Annotated in this window: 14 protein-coding genes; 13 read left to right on the forward strand and 1 reads right to left on the reverse strand. The window is 58.7% G+C overall.

What is annotated here, in order from left to right:
* The first annotated feature begins 19 nt into the window (after window positions 1-19).
* The 13 genes from J3D46_RS14825 to J3D46_RS14885 all read left to right on the forward strand — a co-directional run bounded on the left by J3D46_RS14825 (window position 20) and on the right by J3D46_RS14885 (window position 16,015).
* Window positions 20-1,780, forward strand: coding sequence for an IlvD/Edd family dehydratase (locus tag J3D46_RS14825; RefSeq protein WP_253467989.1), 1,761 nt, complete (start codon window positions 20-22; stop codon window positions 1,778-1,780).
* Window positions 1,777-2,829, forward strand: coding sequence for a D-2-hydroxyacid dehydrogenase (locus J3D46_RS14830; protein ID WP_253467992.1), 1,053 nt, complete (start codon window positions 1,777-1,779; stop codon window positions 2,827-2,829). The genes J3D46_RS14825 and J3D46_RS14830 overlap by 4 nt, the downstream gene beginning before the upstream one ends.
* A gap of 142 nt (window positions 2,830-2,971) precedes the next feature.
* On the forward strand, window positions 2,972-4,435 hold the full coding sequence (locus tag J3D46_RS14835) for an APC family permease (RefSeq protein ID WP_253467994.1): 1,464 nt from the start codon (window positions 2,972-2,974) through the stop codon (window positions 4,433-4,435).
* Window positions 4,436-4,476: 41 nt separating this feature from the next.
* On the forward strand, window positions 4,477-5,484 hold the full coding sequence (iolG, locus tag J3D46_RS14840; RefSeq protein ID WP_024820607.1) for an inositol 2-dehydrogenase: 1,008 nt from the start codon (window positions 4,477-4,479) through the stop codon (window positions 5,482-5,484).
* Window positions 5,485-5,612: 128 nt separating this feature from the next.
* Window positions 5,613-5,849: a hypothetical protein gene (locus J3D46_RS14845; RefSeq protein WP_253467996.1), complete on the forward strand. Its 237-nt coding sequence runs from the start codon at window positions 5,613-5,615 to the stop codon at window positions 5,847-5,849.
* Between the two features lie 265 nt (window positions 5,850-6,114).
* The gene (locus J3D46_RS14850; protein WP_166660247.1) at window positions 6,115-6,999 is read left to right on the forward strand and encodes an ATP-binding cassette domain-containing protein; all 885 of its coding nucleotides are present in this window, start codon (window positions 6,115-6,117) and stop codon (window positions 6,997-6,999) included.
* An 8-nt stretch (window positions 7,000-7,007) separates the two neighbouring features.
* On the forward strand, window positions 7,008-7,994 hold the full coding sequence (locus J3D46_RS14855; protein ID WP_231342979.1) for an ABC transporter permease: 987 nt from the start codon (window positions 7,008-7,010) through the stop codon (window positions 7,992-7,994).
* Between the two features lie 89 nt (window positions 7,995-8,083).
* Window positions 8,084-9,052 carry a sugar ABC transporter substrate-binding protein gene (locus J3D46_RS14860; RefSeq protein WP_024820611.1) on the forward strand — a complete coding sequence of 323 codons (969 nt, stop codon included), beginning with the start codon at window positions 8,084-8,086 and terminating at the stop codon, window positions 9,050-9,052.
* A gap of 110 nt (window positions 9,053-9,162) precedes the next feature.
* Complete coding sequence (locus tag J3D46_RS14865; protein WP_253467998.1) at window positions 9,163-12,117, forward strand: FAD-binding and (Fe-S)-binding domain-containing protein; 2,955 nt, start codon at window positions 9,163-9,165, stop codon at window positions 12,115-12,117.
* 701 nt (window positions 12,118-12,818) lie between these two features.
* Window positions 12,819-13,400, forward strand: coding sequence for a carboxyltransferase domain-containing protein (locus J3D46_RS14870; protein ID WP_253469230.1), 582 nt, complete (start codon window positions 12,819-12,821; stop codon window positions 13,398-13,400).
* Window positions 13,349-14,107 (forward strand): TetR/AcrR family transcriptional regulator, encoded by a 759-nt coding sequence (locus J3D46_RS14875; protein ID WP_253468000.1) that lies wholly within the window; start codon window positions 13,349-13,351, stop codon window positions 14,105-14,107. The genes J3D46_RS14870 and J3D46_RS14875 overlap by 52 nt, the downstream gene beginning before the upstream one ends.
* Before the next feature lie 136 nt (window positions 14,108-14,243).
* On the forward strand, window positions 14,244-15,707 hold the full coding sequence (locus J3D46_RS14880; RefSeq protein ID WP_231341097.1) for an APC family permease: 1,464 nt from the start codon (window positions 14,244-14,246) through the stop codon (window positions 15,705-15,707).
* Window positions 15,708-15,793: 86 nt separating this feature from the next.
* A complete protein-coding gene (locus tag J3D46_RS14885; RefSeq protein ID WP_054808180.1) occupies window positions 15,794-16,015 on the forward strand; it encodes a hypothetical protein in 222 nt (73 codons plus the stop codon).
* 160 nt (window positions 16,016-16,175) lie between these two features.
* Here the strand turns inward: J3D46_RS14885 and J3D46_RS14890 are convergent, their stop codons facing one another.
* Window positions 16,176-17,207, reverse strand: coding sequence for a DUF4192 domain-containing protein (locus tag J3D46_RS14890; protein ID WP_253468002.1), 1,032 nt, complete (start codon window positions 17,205-17,207; stop codon window positions 16,176-16,178).
* Between the last annotated feature and the right edge of the window lie 11 nt (window positions 17,208-17,218).

Consider the following 17,218-nt stretch of genomic DNA (forward strand, 5'->3'; position numbering starts at 1 on the left):
GCCCAAGGAGCTAAAAGACATGGAAGAGTCGAGCTATAAGGACCTCCGCAGTGCGCGCTGGTTTGCACCCCACGACCTCACGGGATTCGTTCACCGAACAGCGATTCAAGCTGAGGGCTTCTCCCGCTTCGCACTCAAGGACAAACCGGTCATCGGCATCGCGAACTCGTGGTCGGAGCTTGTCAACTGCAATATTCACTTCAAGCTGCTGGCCGACGCTGTCAAGCGCGGTGTCCTCATGGCCGGTGGGCTGCCCCTGGAGTTCCCCACCATTTCCCTGGGCGAGAGTCTCATGAAGCCTTCAGCCATGCAGTTCCGAAACCTCATGGCCATGGACGTTGAAGAATCCATCCGCGCCTACCCGTTGGACGCCATCGTGCTCCTGGGCGGCTGCGACAAGACCGTTCCAGCCCAACTCATGGGTGCTGCGAGTGCGGACGTCCCGACCATCATGCTCACCGGTGGGCCCCAAGAGCCGGCGCACTTCCGTGGTAAGCAGCTTGGTGTCGGCACGGACACGTGGAAGTATGCCGATGAGCTGCGTGCAGGAAAGATCACCGAGGCTGACTTCGACGAGCTTGAGTCGGCTGCCAAGCCCTCTGCTGGACACTGCAGCGAAATGGGAACCGCCTCTACCATGACGTCGCTGGTTGAGGCTCTCGGCATGTGTTTGCCGGGCACTGCATCAATCCCGGCCGTGGACGCGCGTCGTGCCCAAGCTGCCGAAGCCACAGGACGCCGGGCAGTTGAAATGGCCATGTCACAGGGACCAAAGCCAAGCGAAATATTGACGAAAGAGGCGTTCGATAACGCCATCACCCTCCTGATGGCCGTGGGTGGTTCCACTAACGCAGTAGTGCATCTTCTGGCGCTCGCGAGGCGCGTCGGTTACGAGTTGCCGCTGGATCGCTTCCATGAGATTTCGCAACGTACGCCTCGCATTGTCAACGTCCGCCCCTCGGGCGAGTACTTGGTGCAGCAGCTGTTCCAGGTGGGCGGCATTTCCACGGTACTCAAGGAATTGGCGCCGCTCCTGAACAAGGACGCCATTACCGTCACAGGTGAGTCCCTCGAAAATGGTTACAACTCGGCCCCCGAACCCGATGGCGTAGTGGTCAGCACGCTCGAAGCCCCATTTGATGCCTCCGGAGGCATCGCCGTCGTCCGCGGCTCCTTGGCACCCAACGGTGCGGTCATCAAGCGAAGCGCGGCATCCAAGGATCTGTTGCAGCACAAGGGATCGGCGGTGGTGTTCGAGGACATTTATGATCTTGGGCGCAGGATTGACGATCCCGAGCTGGACATCACCGAAGACTCTGTTCTGGTCTTGCGAAACAGCGGGCCCGTGGGAGCTCCCGGGATGCCTGAATGGGGCATGCTGCCCATTCCCGAAAGGCTGTTGCGGCGCGGCATCCGTGACATTGTCCGTATTTCCGATGCCAGGATGAGCGGCACCGCCTTTGGAACCACAGTGTTGCACGTATCGCCTGAGGCGGCGGTGGGTGGACCGCTGGCGATAGTCCGGGACGGGGATCCCATTGTGCTGGACGTAGAGAACCAGCGCCTGGACCTGGATATCCCCGCTGATGAGATCAAGAGCCGACTTGCCGAACTCAAGCTCCCCGAACCGAAATACCGGCGTGGCTACGGACGGCTCTTCATCGATCACGTCAACCAGGCCGACGAAGGCTGTGACTTCGACTTCCTCAAGGGCCTTCCCGATGAGGAACCACAGCGTTTGCCCTATGGCCTCATGAGCGGTTGGCAGGGCGGCTGGTGAGTAGCTACGCATCCGAACACGAGAACGCCCGGGGGAGTGCCGATGAGGGGAAGGCCCGGGAAGCTGTGTCGCGGCCGAAAGTGATGGTGATTGTTCAGGAGGGCCGGCCGCTGCCTCCGCTTGAACGGTTGGAAGCCGAAGCTGATGTCGCGGTGGTGCGCACTGCAGATGAGTTTCGGGCCGCCCAGCCAGGAACAGAGGTCCTGTTCCTGAACGATTTCCGGACCAAACTCCTTCGGGAAGTAGGACCCGGCGATTTGCGCTGGATACACACGTCCAGCATCGGTGTGGACAGCCTCATGACCAGGGAGATCATCGACAGCGACATTGTGGTCAGCAACTCCCGCGGCGTGTGTGAGCGCCCCATCGCTGAGTGGGTCCTGGGGGTGTTGCTGATGTTTACCAAGGATTTGCGCCGCACCATCGAGCTTCAGCAGGCCCGGACATGGCAGCACCGCGAAACCGAGCCACTGCTGGGCCGGAAGGTCTTGGTTGTGGGGCCGGGACCGGTGGGCCGCGAAACCGTCCTTCTCCTCCGTGCTGCCGGAATGGACGTCGACATTGTGGGTCGATCTGCGAGGAATGACGCACAGCTGGGACACATCTCCGGTTTTGATGACCTTGACCGGCTTCTGGGCATCGCTGATGACGTGGTGCTGACATTGCCGCTCACAGAAGAAACCCGCGGCCTGTTCAACTCGTCGCGATTCAAGAAAATGCAGCCCGGAGCTCGCTTGGTAAATGTGGGCCGCGGGGCGGTAGTGGTGGAGCAAGACCTTCTGGAGTCACTTGACTCCGGCCGCCTAGGCGGCGCAGCCTTGGACGTCTTTGAGCATGAGCCATTGGATGCCGCTAATCCGCTGTGGAGCCGGCGGGACATCCTGGTCTCACCTCATGCCTCCGGGGACCTGATCGGGTGGCGGGGAAAAGTGGTGGATTGTTTTGCCCGGAACCTCAGTCTCTGGAAGGCCAATGAACCCTTGAATGATGTGGTGGACCTGAAAAAACTTGATCCAGATGCTTCTGCCATGGCGCCCCAAAGGCCCTGATAAAGCCTTTTCCCATGGGATATTTCGTGAGCTGAACAGGCCGGAATATCCCATGGGATCCCGTGTCCCAAGCTGGTACAGTGCTTCCACGATCCCCGTCGGTAGTGTGATTCAGCACTCAAAATTTCGCGACGAGGATTACATGTCAAGCACACCAAGAGGTACGACGAAAACGCCGGCTCAAACCCAGGAACACAAGCTCAGCGGCAACATGGGCGTAGGCGAGCTCGTGATGAACGTTCTCGCTTTTTCATCACCGCTGACGACCGTTGCAGGCACACTGCCTGTGATGCTTCTCTTCAGCGGCCATACGGCACCGGGCATCTACCTGCTGGTGACGCTCATGCTGCTGATTTTCTCAGTCGGCTTCGTCAAGATGAGCCGCAGCGTTGAAGCTCCCGGCGGTTTCTATTCATTTGTCACAGCCGGCCTGGGTAAACCTGCGGGCCTCGGGGGAGCACTGCTGGCGCTCTTTGGCTACATCTTCATAGGGTTCTTCGCACCGTCCCTTTTCGCTCTCACGCTCCAGAGCTTCGTGGTCAACACACTGAACGGGCCCGACATCCCCTGGTATTGGTACGGGCTCGGCATCATCGCCATCACCACCCTCTTGGCCTATAACCGCATTGACCTCTCGGCAAAGGTCCTGACCGTTGTCATGCTGCTTGAATCTGCAGTTGTCATCATCTTCGACGTTGCGGCCTTCTCCACAGGATCCGCAGAGGCGGTTCAGGGGATCGGCTTCTCGATGCCATGGATCACCGATGCCGGATTGGGGCTGGCGTTGTTGTTCGCCGTCGGAAACTTTTTCGGGTTCGAGGCGACCGTCATCTACCGGGATGAAGTCAGGAATCCGGATCGCACCATCCCCAGGGCCACGTACATTGCAGTGGTGGGCATCGGATTGTTTTACGCTGTGGCGGCGTGGGCTTACACCTCCTTCATCGGTCCTGACAAAGTCCAGGATGAAGCTGCAGCAAACACAGTGAACCTGTTCAACGATGGTGCCACGGTGCTGGTGGGAAAGATCTTTGCGGATATTGCAATTGTCCTGCTCATCACCTCGATCCTGGCGTCAATGCTCTCGATCCAGAACATCGCCGCCAGGTACAGTTTCTCGCTGGCCGCCGATGGAGCGTTGCCCTCGATTCTAGGTCGCGTGCATCCCCGTCATAAGTCGCCCTACATGTCGGCATTGGCCATTGGCCTGTTGTGGGCCGTCGCAACCGTCGTCTTCACCGTCATTGGGGTAGCCCCAGAGGCCTTGTACCCGATTGCAAGCGGGAGTGGCACTTTCGCAGTCCTGCTTCTGATGTTCATCACCAGCTTTGCCGTGCTTGTTTATTTCGTTCGCCGCCGGCGGGTGGACCCGGATTCGGTCTGGAAGACCATCGTGGCTCCGATTGTCAGCGTCTTTTTCCTGGGGCTCATCACCTACTTGGCCATCACAAATTACCCGGAACTTATCGGTGGGTCGGCAGTGATGACTGCCATCTTCATGAGTTTCACTTTTGCCTTGTTCTTCGGCGGGATTGTCTACGCATACCTCCTGCGTTCCAAGCGGCCTGATGTTTATGCGCGCTTGGGCCGGCAAAAGATCGACTAACAAAAAAGGTTCCTCTTCCTATATAGACCTGGAGATCTGCAATGACGCATCAAATCAGAGTCGGCCTGTTCGGAACCGGGCGCATAGGTCAAGTACATGCCATGAGCTTGGCTACCCTGGACGAGGCTACGCTGTCTTGGGTTTGTGATCCCTTCATCGAAGGTGCTAAACAAACCGCAGCTGAATTCGGTGGTCGGGTGACCGACGATCCTGATGAAGTCTTCGCTTCAGGTGAGATCGATGCTGTCATCGTGGCCTCTCCCACGGCGACTCATTTGGACCTCGTCGCAAAGGCGATCGAGGCGGACGTGCCAGTCCTCTGTGAGAAACCGATCGACCTGGAAATTTCCCGCGTGAACGCTTTTCGGGAGATAGCGGCATTGTCAGACGTTCCGGTTGCCCTTGGCTTCAACAAGCGCTTTGACCGCCATTTCGTGGAGCTGAAACGCCGCGTGGCCGCTGAGGAAATAGGAGTTCTGGAGCAGCTGCTGATCACCAGCCGGGACCCGGGGGAGCCCCCGGCAGCCTATCTTCCCCAGTCCGGCGGAATCTTCCGGGACATGACCATCCATGACCTTGATATGGCACGATACTTCATTCCAAATATCGTTGAAGTTTCAGCACAAGGTGCAAACGTATTCAGCGACGCCATCCGTCACGCGGGCGATTTCGATTCCACCGTTGTCACCTTGCGGGGATCCAACGATGAACTCGTGACGATCATCAATTCGCGCCACTCAGCCTACGGTTATGACCAGCGGATCGAAGCCTTCGGGTCAAAGGGGCTTCTGCAGGTGGGGAATAAGAACGATAACCTCGTCCGGCACTGGGGTCCTCGATCCGTTGAATCCATTGGACCATACCAGGACTTCTTCCTGGAGCGCTATGCAGAGGCCTATCGACTGGAAGTTGCAGAGTTCCTCCGTGCTGTTCGAGGCCTGCCTTCCAGGAGTCCCGGGTTCGAGGACGGCCGTGCTGCATTGATTCTTGCGGATGCTGCGGAGAAATCCGCCCGAACCGGCACTGCCGTTGAAGTGGACCTGAGCTAATCAGGTAATAAGGCCGCCTGCCCTGGGCCGCAGATGTTCCCGCAACGACAACTGCGGCCCAGGTCGGGCATTTTCAATCGTCAGAACACTGGTGATGCGGTGCCAAGGGAAAGGATGGGTAGCTGGACATGAACGCAGCCCATAAGTCAGAGAACTCAATGCAGGCCAGCTGGACACCGCCCGCCGGGTTCTGGGAGAAGGTGGAGCCTGGCGATGCTGTCCGTTTGCAGAGGCCCGGTTGGCCTCCCTATGACGGATACGTTGACGATGCGACTCCCGACGGTGATATGGTCTGGGTTCTCTCGGTGGGTGAGCGTCGACTATTTCACATCGCCGACGGCTACAGCCTCGTTGCGTGGCCGTAAGCAGCTGATTTTAGCTTCCAGTATTCTCGCTGGAAGCTATTTTTAGTTAAGTAATTGAAACGTATCATTCTCGTGTTCCAAAGTGGCACACATCCACGGAACGCTCATCCGTCAAAGTTCTAGTAAGTGAAACAGTGTGGCGAAGGTCACGCGGCTCGGGGCTTTAGAACCATCCCGAATCAGCAGGTCAAACAACGTAGTTTGATGGACCGCGCCTCAAGTGTTTCACCGGATCATTCACATGGCCCTAACGAACGAGGATGAGATGACCGAAGCACCACCGGCGACCCCTCCACTGGTCGCCCTCAAGGACATACACAAGACATTCGGAGCAGTGTCCGCCTTGCGCGGCGTCAGCATCGATGTCCAGCCTGGCGAGACCTTCGCACTGCTGGGCGACAATGCCGCCGGCAAATCTACGCTCATGAAGGTACTGACGGGCGTGTATCAACCAGACCGAGGTTCCATCGAACTGGACGGCAAAGCGACCGAGTTCCCAACCCCATCAGCTTCACGCGATCAGGGCGTGGAGATGGTCTACCAGGACTTCGCCTTGGCGGACAACCTTGATGTTCGTTCCAACATTTTCCTGGGCCGGGAGCCGCAGAAGAACATCCTCGGCCCCCTATTGCGGATCATCGACCGCAAAAAGATGGAACTCGAAACCAAACGGGTACTCGAACGCTTGGACATCCCCATCAATCCACGTCTCAAGGTCAAGAGATTGTCAGGCGGACAGCGTCAGGCCGTCGCCATTGGCAGGGCGTTGGCATTCGATGCCCGCTTGATCATCATGGATGAGCCCACGGCAAACCTGTCGGTGGCCAAGGTGGACAAGCTCATTGAAGTGACCCAGCGCCTCAAAGATCTCGGCATCGCCGTCATCATCATCACTCACCGGCTGGATGAGGCATTTGCCGTGGCAGATCGTTTCGCGGTGATGCGCCAAGGCCAAGTAGTGGGTCGCTTCCGGGTTGGTGAGGTTACTGAAGCACAGGTGGCACACCTCATCTCCCACGGCACGTTGGATGACTACATCGACGACGGCGCCGGCATCCCCGACAACCGCCGCAAGATCGGAAGCACCTCATCGATGGACGTCGTTGATGTGATGGCCGCTCCTGGCACTACGAATGCGAGCCACTCATGAGTCTCACCATGGAAAATATCAAGACAAAGCTCGGACCCGCTGACCTTAAAGAGGGAATGACTGCCACCAAGGTCAAGCGCTTCATTGGTGACTATGGGATCATCATCCTTTTCGTGGTAATCCTTATCTTCCTCGCGGCTGCTGCGCCAAACTTCCTGACCCTGAACAACATCGTCAACGTGGTCCGGCAGTCGTCCATCATAGGACTGATTGCCCTAGGGATGACGTTCATTATGATCACCGCCGGCATTGACCTTTCTGTCGGTTCAATTGTGGGTTTGGCCGGTATGACTTTCGCCTTGCTGGCCCCGGCAAGTGGTGGTGCCTTCTGGTTGCCGCTGGTTGCAGGCCTCGCAGTAGGCCTGCTGGTTGGATTCCTGAGCGCAGCGTTGGTGGTCTGGGGAGCCATCCTGCCGTTCCTGGCAACACTGGCAACCATGGCCATTGCCCGCACGGCAGTTCTGGTCATGACGGACGGGCAGGTTGTTTCCGGGCTGAGCGGACCTGCTGAATGGCTCGGGTCGGGTTTCATCGGTCCGGTTCCTGTCCCGGTGATTATTTTCTTGATCGCCGCAGTTATCTGTGAGTTTGTCCTCAGCCGCACCAAATTCGGTTCGCATGTATATGCCGTAGGCGGCAACGAAGAGTCCGCCAAGAAAGTGGGCATCTCCACCAGCCGGGTGCTCTTCACCGTTTACCTCATCGGTGGCGTGACAGCCGCGCTGGGCGGACTGGTTCTTACCGCCCGTCTCGACGGGGCTGCGCCCGTAGCTGGCACCGGCTACGAACTTCAGGTGATTGCCGCTGTCGTCATTGGAGGAACGAGTCTCTTCGGTGGCGTAGGCACCATCCGCGGAACGGTCATCGGTGTCCTCCTGCTGGGCGTGGTCATGAATGGCATGAACCTGATGGGGGTCTCGTCGTACTACCAGCAAGGAGTTCAAGGCATCATCCTGGTGCTCGCCGTGCTGCTGAACCGGTGGAAGTCTGACTAGCCACTGCAGTAACCGAAATGCCCCGAACCCAATGGGGTCCACAGAACCAACAATCTCCTCAGCAATCAGAACCATTGAAAGGAACCATCATGGGAATGCGACAGAAGCTCGCCGTAACCACCGCTATGCTGGCCGCTGGAGCCCTCACACTCACCGGCTGCGGGGGGAGTAGTACCCCCGGCACGTCGGAGGCTGCAGGCAAGTCCTACAACATTGGCGTTGTGGTTCTTGACCTTCAGGACCCGGACCTGGCGCACATGACGGACGCCATGAAGAAGACTGCCGATGAAAAGGGCGTCAAGCTCAACATCACCGACTCCAAGAAGGACGTAGGAAGTGAGCTCAACCAGGTTGAAGATCTTCTCACCCGTCAGGTAGACGCCGTCATCATGCAGCCTTTGGATGGCGAGGCCAGCCAGAACGCAGCGAAGCGTGTCATCGCGGCCAACATACCGCTGTTCATTCTGTCCACCGAGTTCGCCGAAGGTTCGGACGTTGGATATAAGAGCTACATCGGTGTGGATGACACCGTGGCCGGTGAAATGCAGGCTGAGTACCTGAACAAGGCTCTTCCGGAGGGTGGCAACATTGTGTTCGCCGCGGGCATCTACGGTGCCTCCTGGACCGATCGCCGCAAGAACGGCTTCGACAGCAAGATCAACAAGAACTTCAAGATCGTGGCTGAATTCCAGGCGAAGGGAAGCCGTGACGACGCCAAACGCAACATGGAAGACACGCTTCAGCGCTTTAGCGCCGGCCAGATCGACGCCGTAGTGGCCAACAATGACGAAATGGCCATCGGTGCAGCCTCCGCTATTGCTGACGCGGGACGAACTGCCGAGTTCAAGGCCGTAGTCGGCGTCGACGGTACTGAACCAGCCATGCAGGACATCAAAGCCGGGACAATGTCGGCTACCGTCCGACAGGACTCTGCTGGACAGGGCGTCAAGGCAGTTGAAGTTGTCACTGACTTCCTCAAGGGCGGCAATGTGGAGAACCGCTACACGCTGCCATTCACGCTCATTACCAAGGACAACCTTTCCGAGTTCTTGAAGTAAGCAGCGAGATCAGTCAAGCGGGCACAGCGGGTTTATCCGCTGTGCCCGTTCTGTTTTGGCACAATCCAGGGCATACCGCGGCTGCTTACACTTCTTCCCGAAACCTACGAATGGAGAACGCAACCATGCCCCATGGTGACAACGGCGACACGGCTCTGAGGCAGTTGCTCGCCCGGTTGGAGCATCACGGCGTCGAGGTGGACGACTCTTCGCGAAGGCTGTCTGAGTACTCCTACGATGCATCGAATTATCGGGTAAGACCCGCCGCCGTGGCTTTCCCCAAAAGTGTCGATGACGTACGAACAGTCGTGCGCCTATGTTCGGCATTGGCAGTGCCGATGACGACGCGCGGCGGGGGTACCTCGATGGCAGGGAACGCCATCGGCGACGGTTTGGTGATGGATCTCTCCCGCCGCATGAATGCGGTAGGGGCTCTCGACGCCGAAGATAGAACAGTCTGGGCCGACGCTGGGGTTGTCCTCGGTGAGCTGCGCGCCCACGTTGAAAAGGCCACGACGGGGACGCTGACATTCGCACCGGATCCTTCCTCCCTGACCCGGGCCACCATCGGTGGTTCCATCGGCAATGACGCCTGCGGAAATCACTCCGTGGCCTATGGGCGCATGACGCATCATGTGCGGGAGGTGGATCTTGTCACTGCTGACGGCGCTTACCTGAGGGCCGGGCGTGGTTTTCTCCGCGCTGTTGACGAATCAGACACCCATTCCGTTGCTCGTGCGCTGGAGCTTACCGAGGGCCTGGAGGCTTTGGCCGCAAAGAACATGGCCAGGCTACGCGTTGAACTTCAGACCATTCCCAGGCAGGTTTCCGGGTACCACGTGGGCCATCTGCTGCCGGAACACGGATTCGATGTGGCCGCCGCATTGGCAGGCAGCGAAGGTACGTGCGCTGTCATCGTGCGGGCAAAGGTGGGCCTCGTGCCGAAGCCCGTCACCACCGCACTGCTCTGCCTGGGATATCGCGACACCATTGATTCTGCCCGTGACGTGATGACCATTTTGTCCGCCAAGCCGAGCGCCATCGAGGGGCTGGATGTTTCGATCGTGGACATCATGAGGCACCGGCGAGGAGCGGCCAGCGTTGAGTCGTTGCCTGGGGGGAGTGCCTTCCTCATGGTGGAGTTTTCGGCCGACACTTTGCAGCTGGCCGACACTTCCTGTCAGGAACTGGCCGACAAGCTCGGCGCGAACGGGCGCGTTGTTGATTTCAGGATCGTCACTGACCCTGTTGAGCGAGGAAAGCTGTGGCGGGTACGTGAAGACGGCGCCGGACTCTCGTCGCTGCGGATCGACGGAGTTCAAACGTGGCCGGGCTGGGAAGATTCTGCTGTGGCCCCTGAACGGCTTGCCGACTACTTGGCGGACCTTCTTCCACTGGTGAAAAGGTACGGCTACACCGCCCTCATGTACGGCCACTTTGGAGCGGGGTGTGTGCACATGCGGTTGGACTACGACCTCCGCAGCGACTCCGGACGTAAGGTCTTCAGTGACTTCACCCATGACGCGGCTGACCTGGTGGTGACCCATGGTGGCTCGCTGTCCGGCGAGCATGGTGACGGCAGGGCACGCAGCGAATTGCTGGAAGTCATGTATTCCCGGGAGATGATCGGCATCTTCAGGTCCTTCAAACACCTCTGGGATCCGGCACAAATCCTCAACCCCGGGATCATCGTTCATCCAGTTCCCTTCGCTGCCTCGCTGGCCTTGGAAGGTGTCGTCAAGCCTGGACCCACTCACGGTGGGCTGACCGCAGACCCGGGTGCCGCCGTCGTGCTTTCCTCTGGAAATCGCGAACTGCTGAAGGTCTCCAGTCCATTTGTGGGTAACTCCCACGCCTGTATCGGAGTGGGCAGATGCCGTTCCACCAGCGGCGGGTTTATGTGCCCCAGTTATCGGGCCACGAAGGATGAAAAGGATTCGACCCGTGGCCGTGCGCGGGTGCTGCAGGAACTGACCCGGGCAAACGGCAGCAGCAAGGATGGCTGGTCAAGCCCGGAAGTCCGGGAGGCCCTGGACCTTTGCCTCTCTTGCAAAGCCTGCTCCACGGATTGCCCCACAGGTGTAGACATTGCCGAGGCAAAATCAGAATTGGTCGATGAGTACTATCGTGGGCGGATCCGGCCGTTCACGCATTACTCCATTGGGTGGCTGCCGCGGTGGCTTCCGTTGCTGACGCGGGTGGCGCCACTGGCCAACCTGGGAGCATCATTCCGGCCGTTCAGGCTTGCGGGGGAGTGGCTGGGCATCAGTGCCCGACGACGACTCCCGGCTTTTGCGGCGAACGGCAGGATCCGGAAGCGGCTGCGGGAAGCAAAATTTGCGGACAATGCCGACATCCTGGTGTTCATCGACAGCTTTACCCGCGCCTTTAGGCCCGAGGTGGTTCCGGCTGCTGCCCGCGTGCTCCGTGACACAGGCAAATCTGTAGGCTGTACGCCGGACGCCTGCTGCGGTCTGACGTGGATCTCCACCGGGCAGCGCGAAGGGGCCCGACGGCGGTTGGCTCAGTTAATCAGCAAGCTCGACGACGGCACGGACCGGGACATTGTTGTCCTTGAACCCAGTTGCGCTGCCACCATCCGGGACGAAGGTCCGAAACTGGTAGGAGGCGACGCTGCTGCGAGGGTCGCGGCCAGAGTTCGATCCTTCGCCGTCGCCGTGGACGAGGCCGTTACGCGAGGATGGAAACCGAAGGCCCTGCCGCCCGAATCAGCAGTATTGCAAACGCACTGCCACGAGCATGCCGTGTTCGGTTCGGGCGCCCAGAAACGGGTCCTGGAAGCCTGGGGAGTTTCCAACCTGGTGGAATCGTCCTCGTGCTGTGGTGTGGCCGGCAACTTCGGTTTCGAGGCAGAGCACTTTGACGTGTCGATGAAAGTTGCGGAGCACTCGATCATTCCATCAATTGGTCAGGCTGATGATGGTGCACTCGTACTTACGGACGGTTTCAGTTGTGCCATGCAGGTCTCGCAGGTGGACCCTGAATACACCAGCAAGCATCTGGCCGTGGCGCTGGATCCGTATAGCGCCCGATGGGCGGACTGAATGGAGTACTTTGGGGTCTTCCTGGTTCTAGTGGCTGCCGGGTTGCGTTTGGTTGGCGACCACTTGGCCAAGCCTGGCCCGCAGCCCCGGGCTACAGCAACAATGCGAGGTGTCCACAGCGTCCCGCCTCGTGCAGCGGCGCTTCTGATTGCTGCGTCCGGGATCTTCATCTTTGTTGTCAGTATCAGTTCGCGTTGAGTCCGGGAATTCTAGTGTGCGGTGTCTCAAACTGACACGGATGGAAAGGTCTGCAGGAACCCAAACTGGAATTGACCAAAAGGCACAACTAATTCTTAAGGGTTGATCCCGATGATGAACAGGAAGCTCGCACAAGGACGCCACGTTGAGTGGCTGCGAACCTCACCTCACTCCAGTGAGACGGATTCCGGAGAGCGCAGCGACCATGCACTAAAGCGGTCTGGCAGAACTGTACATCGACTCCTTCAGGAAATGTCGGAGGGCCGCGATACGAGTGATGCGTGGCCGTGGCCGATTCGGGGCATCTAGACCCTCCAAGCTGCGGTCCGTAGCGCTTGTTCCTGGCACTGTGTTCAAGCGCTACGGCCCGCTTTCTTTCCTTTCGCAGGAGAACTGAGGGCGTCGTGAGTCTCCAAGATTTGGCTTTCATTGCCTGTGAACCTGGAAAGCTGCTGGTGGAGATACTGGCGCCGGCTGTTCCTGGTCCATACGTAGAAGCATTCATGGAGGCCGTCCAGTCTCTTGAATCAGTCGCAATCAATGGTTTTAAGAAGATGAAAGATGGCGTCCTTCTCGACTACGACGAGCGTTCCATAGGTGCGAAGGACCTCGAGGCTTTCCTAGCGGCTGCCTATTCAACGGTCACCTATGACCATGGCGAGCATCGTCCATCAACGCACATCTTGCCGATCACGTTTGGAGGTCCGGCGGGACCGGATCTGGCTGTGGCAGGCGTCCTTTTAGGTACGTCGGAAAGCACCCTGATCAGGCGGATCTGCCGAAGTAGACACACTGTGAGAATGTTCTCGGAGCCCGGGGCGTCTGCGCTCCTCGAATTGCCGTGGTCGGACAGTGGCCTCCAAACACTTCAGGCGAGCAGATCCAAACGGGCTGTGCCTCCAGGGTCGCTGACCCTATCTGGTGCGGGCCTGACCATTGCCAGCCGCGCAGCCTATTCAGACGAACTTATCATCGGACGGGTGACCGAGAGATCGGTCGGAACTGCCGCGCTCCTGCGAATGGGCGATCATATATGGCTGAGAAAACGGTTGGGTTCTCCCTCTGGGCTAACGAGTGTTCGTTAGCTACACTGGAGTCATCACTGTCGATCAACGGGGTGGGTGATGTGAGCGAGTCGCCGCGACTGCAAGCTAACGCCGCTGTCAGAAAATTCCTGTCAGGGCGTGATTGGTCAACGCAGACTCCGACCCGGCGCCGAATCGTGGCAGGCTTCCTGCAACTCTCTGCGACCCGCGGTTTTGAGTCAGTCAGCCTGCGCACCTTAGCCAGGGAGGTCGGTATGCAAGCACCCAGCATCTACTCGAGCTTTCCGGGGGGAAAAGACGAGATCGTGGCGGAGTCGCTCCGGTGGTTTACACATGCCTTTGCTTATGACCTTCTGGCCGGAGCCGAGAAAGCGACGTCTGCCGAAGAGTACTGGGCTGCGCTTGTCCAAGGCCACCTGGCTCAGCAACTGCAAAGACCCGAACCGAATATATGGGACCTCCTGATCGCTACGGATAAGGTGGCACGCTTTCTAAAGGACGAGGTCCGCGCAGAGGCCGACCTTTGGACCAGTCTCCACCAAGACATGTACATTGCCGCAGCCGATGAGATGGGGCTCAAGCTCTCGGCCTCTACCGTCCAACAGATACTCACTTTGCTTGATGGTGTTGGTCGATGGGCCGATCGGAGCGGCGGGGACCAGGAACTTTCTCTACTGACTGACCGGGCCGTGGCACTGACCCTTTCCATCCTCGAGATCAACGCCGAAATCCGAAGTGCCGTCTAACTCCACATGCGGCAATAGTGCGGCCTGCTCGGTCTCGCTGGGGCATCCACTGGAAGGTGTCCCAAGGTGGCACAAGGGCGCGACGCCGGCCATCGATACTGTGATTCGGAACTCATAACCAAGTGACGAGGCCTACATGCAACACAAGACAATTGACGCTCCTCAGGCGACGCGCCATGCCCAGGAAACCCGACTCAGCGGCAACATGGGGGTGGGGGAACTTGTGATGAACGTGCTGGCATTCTCGTCACCTCTGGCCACCGTGGCGGGAACTCTCCCCGTTCTCCTGATGTTCAGCGGCCAGACCGCCCCAGCTATCTATGTCCTTATAACTCTGATGTTGCTGATGTTCTCTGTGGGCTTTGTGAAGATGAGCCGGAGCGTCAAGGGACCTGGCGGCTTCTACTCCTTCGTTACGGCCGGCTTGGGAAAGCCTGCTGGTCTTGGAGGCGCCTTTCTTGCGCTGTTTGGCTACATCTTCATCGGATTCTTTGCACCTTCGTTCTTCGGTGTGACCCTTAACGGTTTCGTCATGAATTCCCTGAATGGCCCGGATGTCCCTTGGTATTGGTACGCGCTAGGTATTATCGCTGTGACCACACTCCTTGCGTATAACCGCATCGATCTCTCGGCGAAGGTGCTCACTGTCGTCATGCTCTTGGAAGTGGCCGTGGTGGTGGTGTTTGACATCGTGTCCTTCTCAGCCAACGGGATGGAGGCAGTTCAGGGAGCGGTCTTTGCCCTTCCCTCCCTGGGGGATGCAACTCTGGGCCTGGCGCTGCTGTTCGCCGTCGGGAACTTCTTCGGATTTGAAGCCACGGTCATTTATCGGGATGAGGTCAAGAACCCTGACCGGACCATACCCAGGGCGACCTACATCGCAGTTGTCGGCATTGGGCTCTTCTATGCCCTTGCGGCGTGGGCGTTCATTGCTTTCCTGGGCCCTGACAACGTACAGGCCGCGGCGGAGTCCAATACTGTGAACCTCTTCAACGACGCCGTTGCAGCTCTGGTTGGGAAGATCTTTGCGGATATTGCTGTGGTGCTGCTCATTACGTCGGTACTCGCGTGTATGTTGTCGATCCAGAACATCGCGGCGCGGTACAGCTTTGCATTGGCGCGAGATCACGCGTTGCCAACGGTTCTTGGGCGGGTGCATCCCAAGCACAAGTCGCCATTTGTTTCAGCCTTGGCCGTTGGAGTCATCTGGGGTGCCGCTACGGTCGTCTTCACAGTTCTGGGAGTTTCGCCTGATGTCCTTTATCCAATTGCCAGCGGTAGCGGTACTTTTGCAGTGCTGCTCCTAATGTTCATCACGAGTTTTGCTGTGCTCGTTTACTTCCTGCGGCGCCGCAGCTTTGCACCTGAATCTATTTGGAAGAGCATCATAGCTCCACTGGTCAGTGTCATTTTCCTCGGCGTCATTACGTACCTGGCTATCACCAACTACCCTGAACTGATCGGCGGTTCAGCCCTGCTCACTGTGATCTTCATGAGCTTTACCTTCGCCCTGTTCTTCGGCGGCATCTTTTACGCGCTCTTCCTCCGATCCAAGCGTCCCAACGTTTATGCGAGGCTGGGCCGGCAGAATGTCGACTGATCCGCATCGGGACCTTTCCGCCTTCTTCTCTTTCCCCAAGCGAATCGCCACGGTCGCTCGCTGCTGCCAATGTTAGGAGAATCCCAATGAACAGCTACTACCCGCTCGCTCTTCTGCTCGCGCGACAGGAAGCGGCGCAAAGCGCTCTGGAAACGGCAAACAGCGCTCTTCCACACGCCCCTGTCGTCCCTGTCCACGAAGGATCGTCACATCCTTGGTTGGATGCCCTGCGCGGGCGCGTTGCAACGATTCTCCATCGCGTTGCGTGGGCACTTGAGCCAGAGGATCACATCGGCATCGATCACTAGCCAGGCTTTTCGCGCCAGTAGCGGGTGGACTGATTGCGCTTCCGCGCTCCGATCCATGAACTCAATCTCCCGGACGGTGCCAGGGCTTGGACACGGCACCGTGTAGAGGCCCAGCCCTAGCCCGATACCCCAACAGGGCATCATCGGTCGGCTGTTCCCTTCAGGGCATGTCGAGCCGGGTTTTGTAGGCGGTGTTTTGGTTGGTGTTCCAGCCTGCGATGATTCCTGCGCCTAGCACGTGGTCGGTGAGTCTGGCGAAGCGGTAGCCGGGGTCGGTGTCGAGGGCGAGTTGCATGTATTGGTGTGCTTTGGATCCTCGGCCTTCCCACCAGTTGATGTAGCCGATGGTGGTGAGGATGGGTGCTGCATGTTGTGGGCTGGTTCGTGTGTAGGCGTGGATGAGGAGTTGTTGTGCCCACTCGACGCGTGACCATTGGGGTGCTGTCTGGTTTTGGGCGAAGAGGGTATGTTGTGGTGGTTCGTTGATGCCGGGAATGTCGGCCATGAGCCTGTCGCGGATGTGGGGGAATTGGAAGTTCGCGATGAGCGTGGTGCAGTCATCGTCGGTGGGGAAGTCGTTGCTGTCGAGCATGCCCGTCCAGAGATGGCTCGCTTGTAGCGCCGCGTGATGGGGTGCCTGTGATCGGATGGTGTTCATGCACGTCTCGACGGCGGTGGCGTGGTCTGCTTCTTGGGTCGGCGTTGGGAGGGTGATGCGGTTGGTGGGTTCGATGGTGCTGCCGCGGTAGATGAATTCGGCGTTGACGCGGCTGTATTCGGTGGTGCTGAGGGGCAGGGTGATGTCTTGTCCGGGTTCGCTGTCGTAGGGGGAGTAGGTGTTGTCGTCGACGAAGATTCCGTCACGGATGGTGATGCCGTTTTCGGCGAGGACTCCGGTGAGTGCGGCGATGGTTGCTGCGTGTGGTTTGGGCTGGCCGGGTTCGCAGTAGTGTGAGGTGTAGAGGGCGAAGACGATGCTTGTCGCGCTGGTGTCGCTGGTGAGGTAGCTGCTGACGGTGCGGGCGTAGTGAAGTTCGGCTCCGGGGTAGCGGGGTAGGTCGATGCGGAGGGTGGCTCCGACTTTTCCCTTGTCCAAGGTGATGCAGACCAGACTCTCGTTGGGCCAGAACCCTAGGGTGTGCCCGATGAAGCTGAGCAGGTCTGCGGGGTCTTTGATGGTGAGCGCATTCATTGTCCTGTTCC

Origin of the sequence: Paenarthrobacter sp. A20 (assembly GCF_024168825.1) — a bacterium.
In the GTDB taxonomy this organism is placed as follows: domain Bacteria; phylum Actinomycetota; class Actinomycetes; order Actinomycetales; family Micrococcaceae; genus Arthrobacter.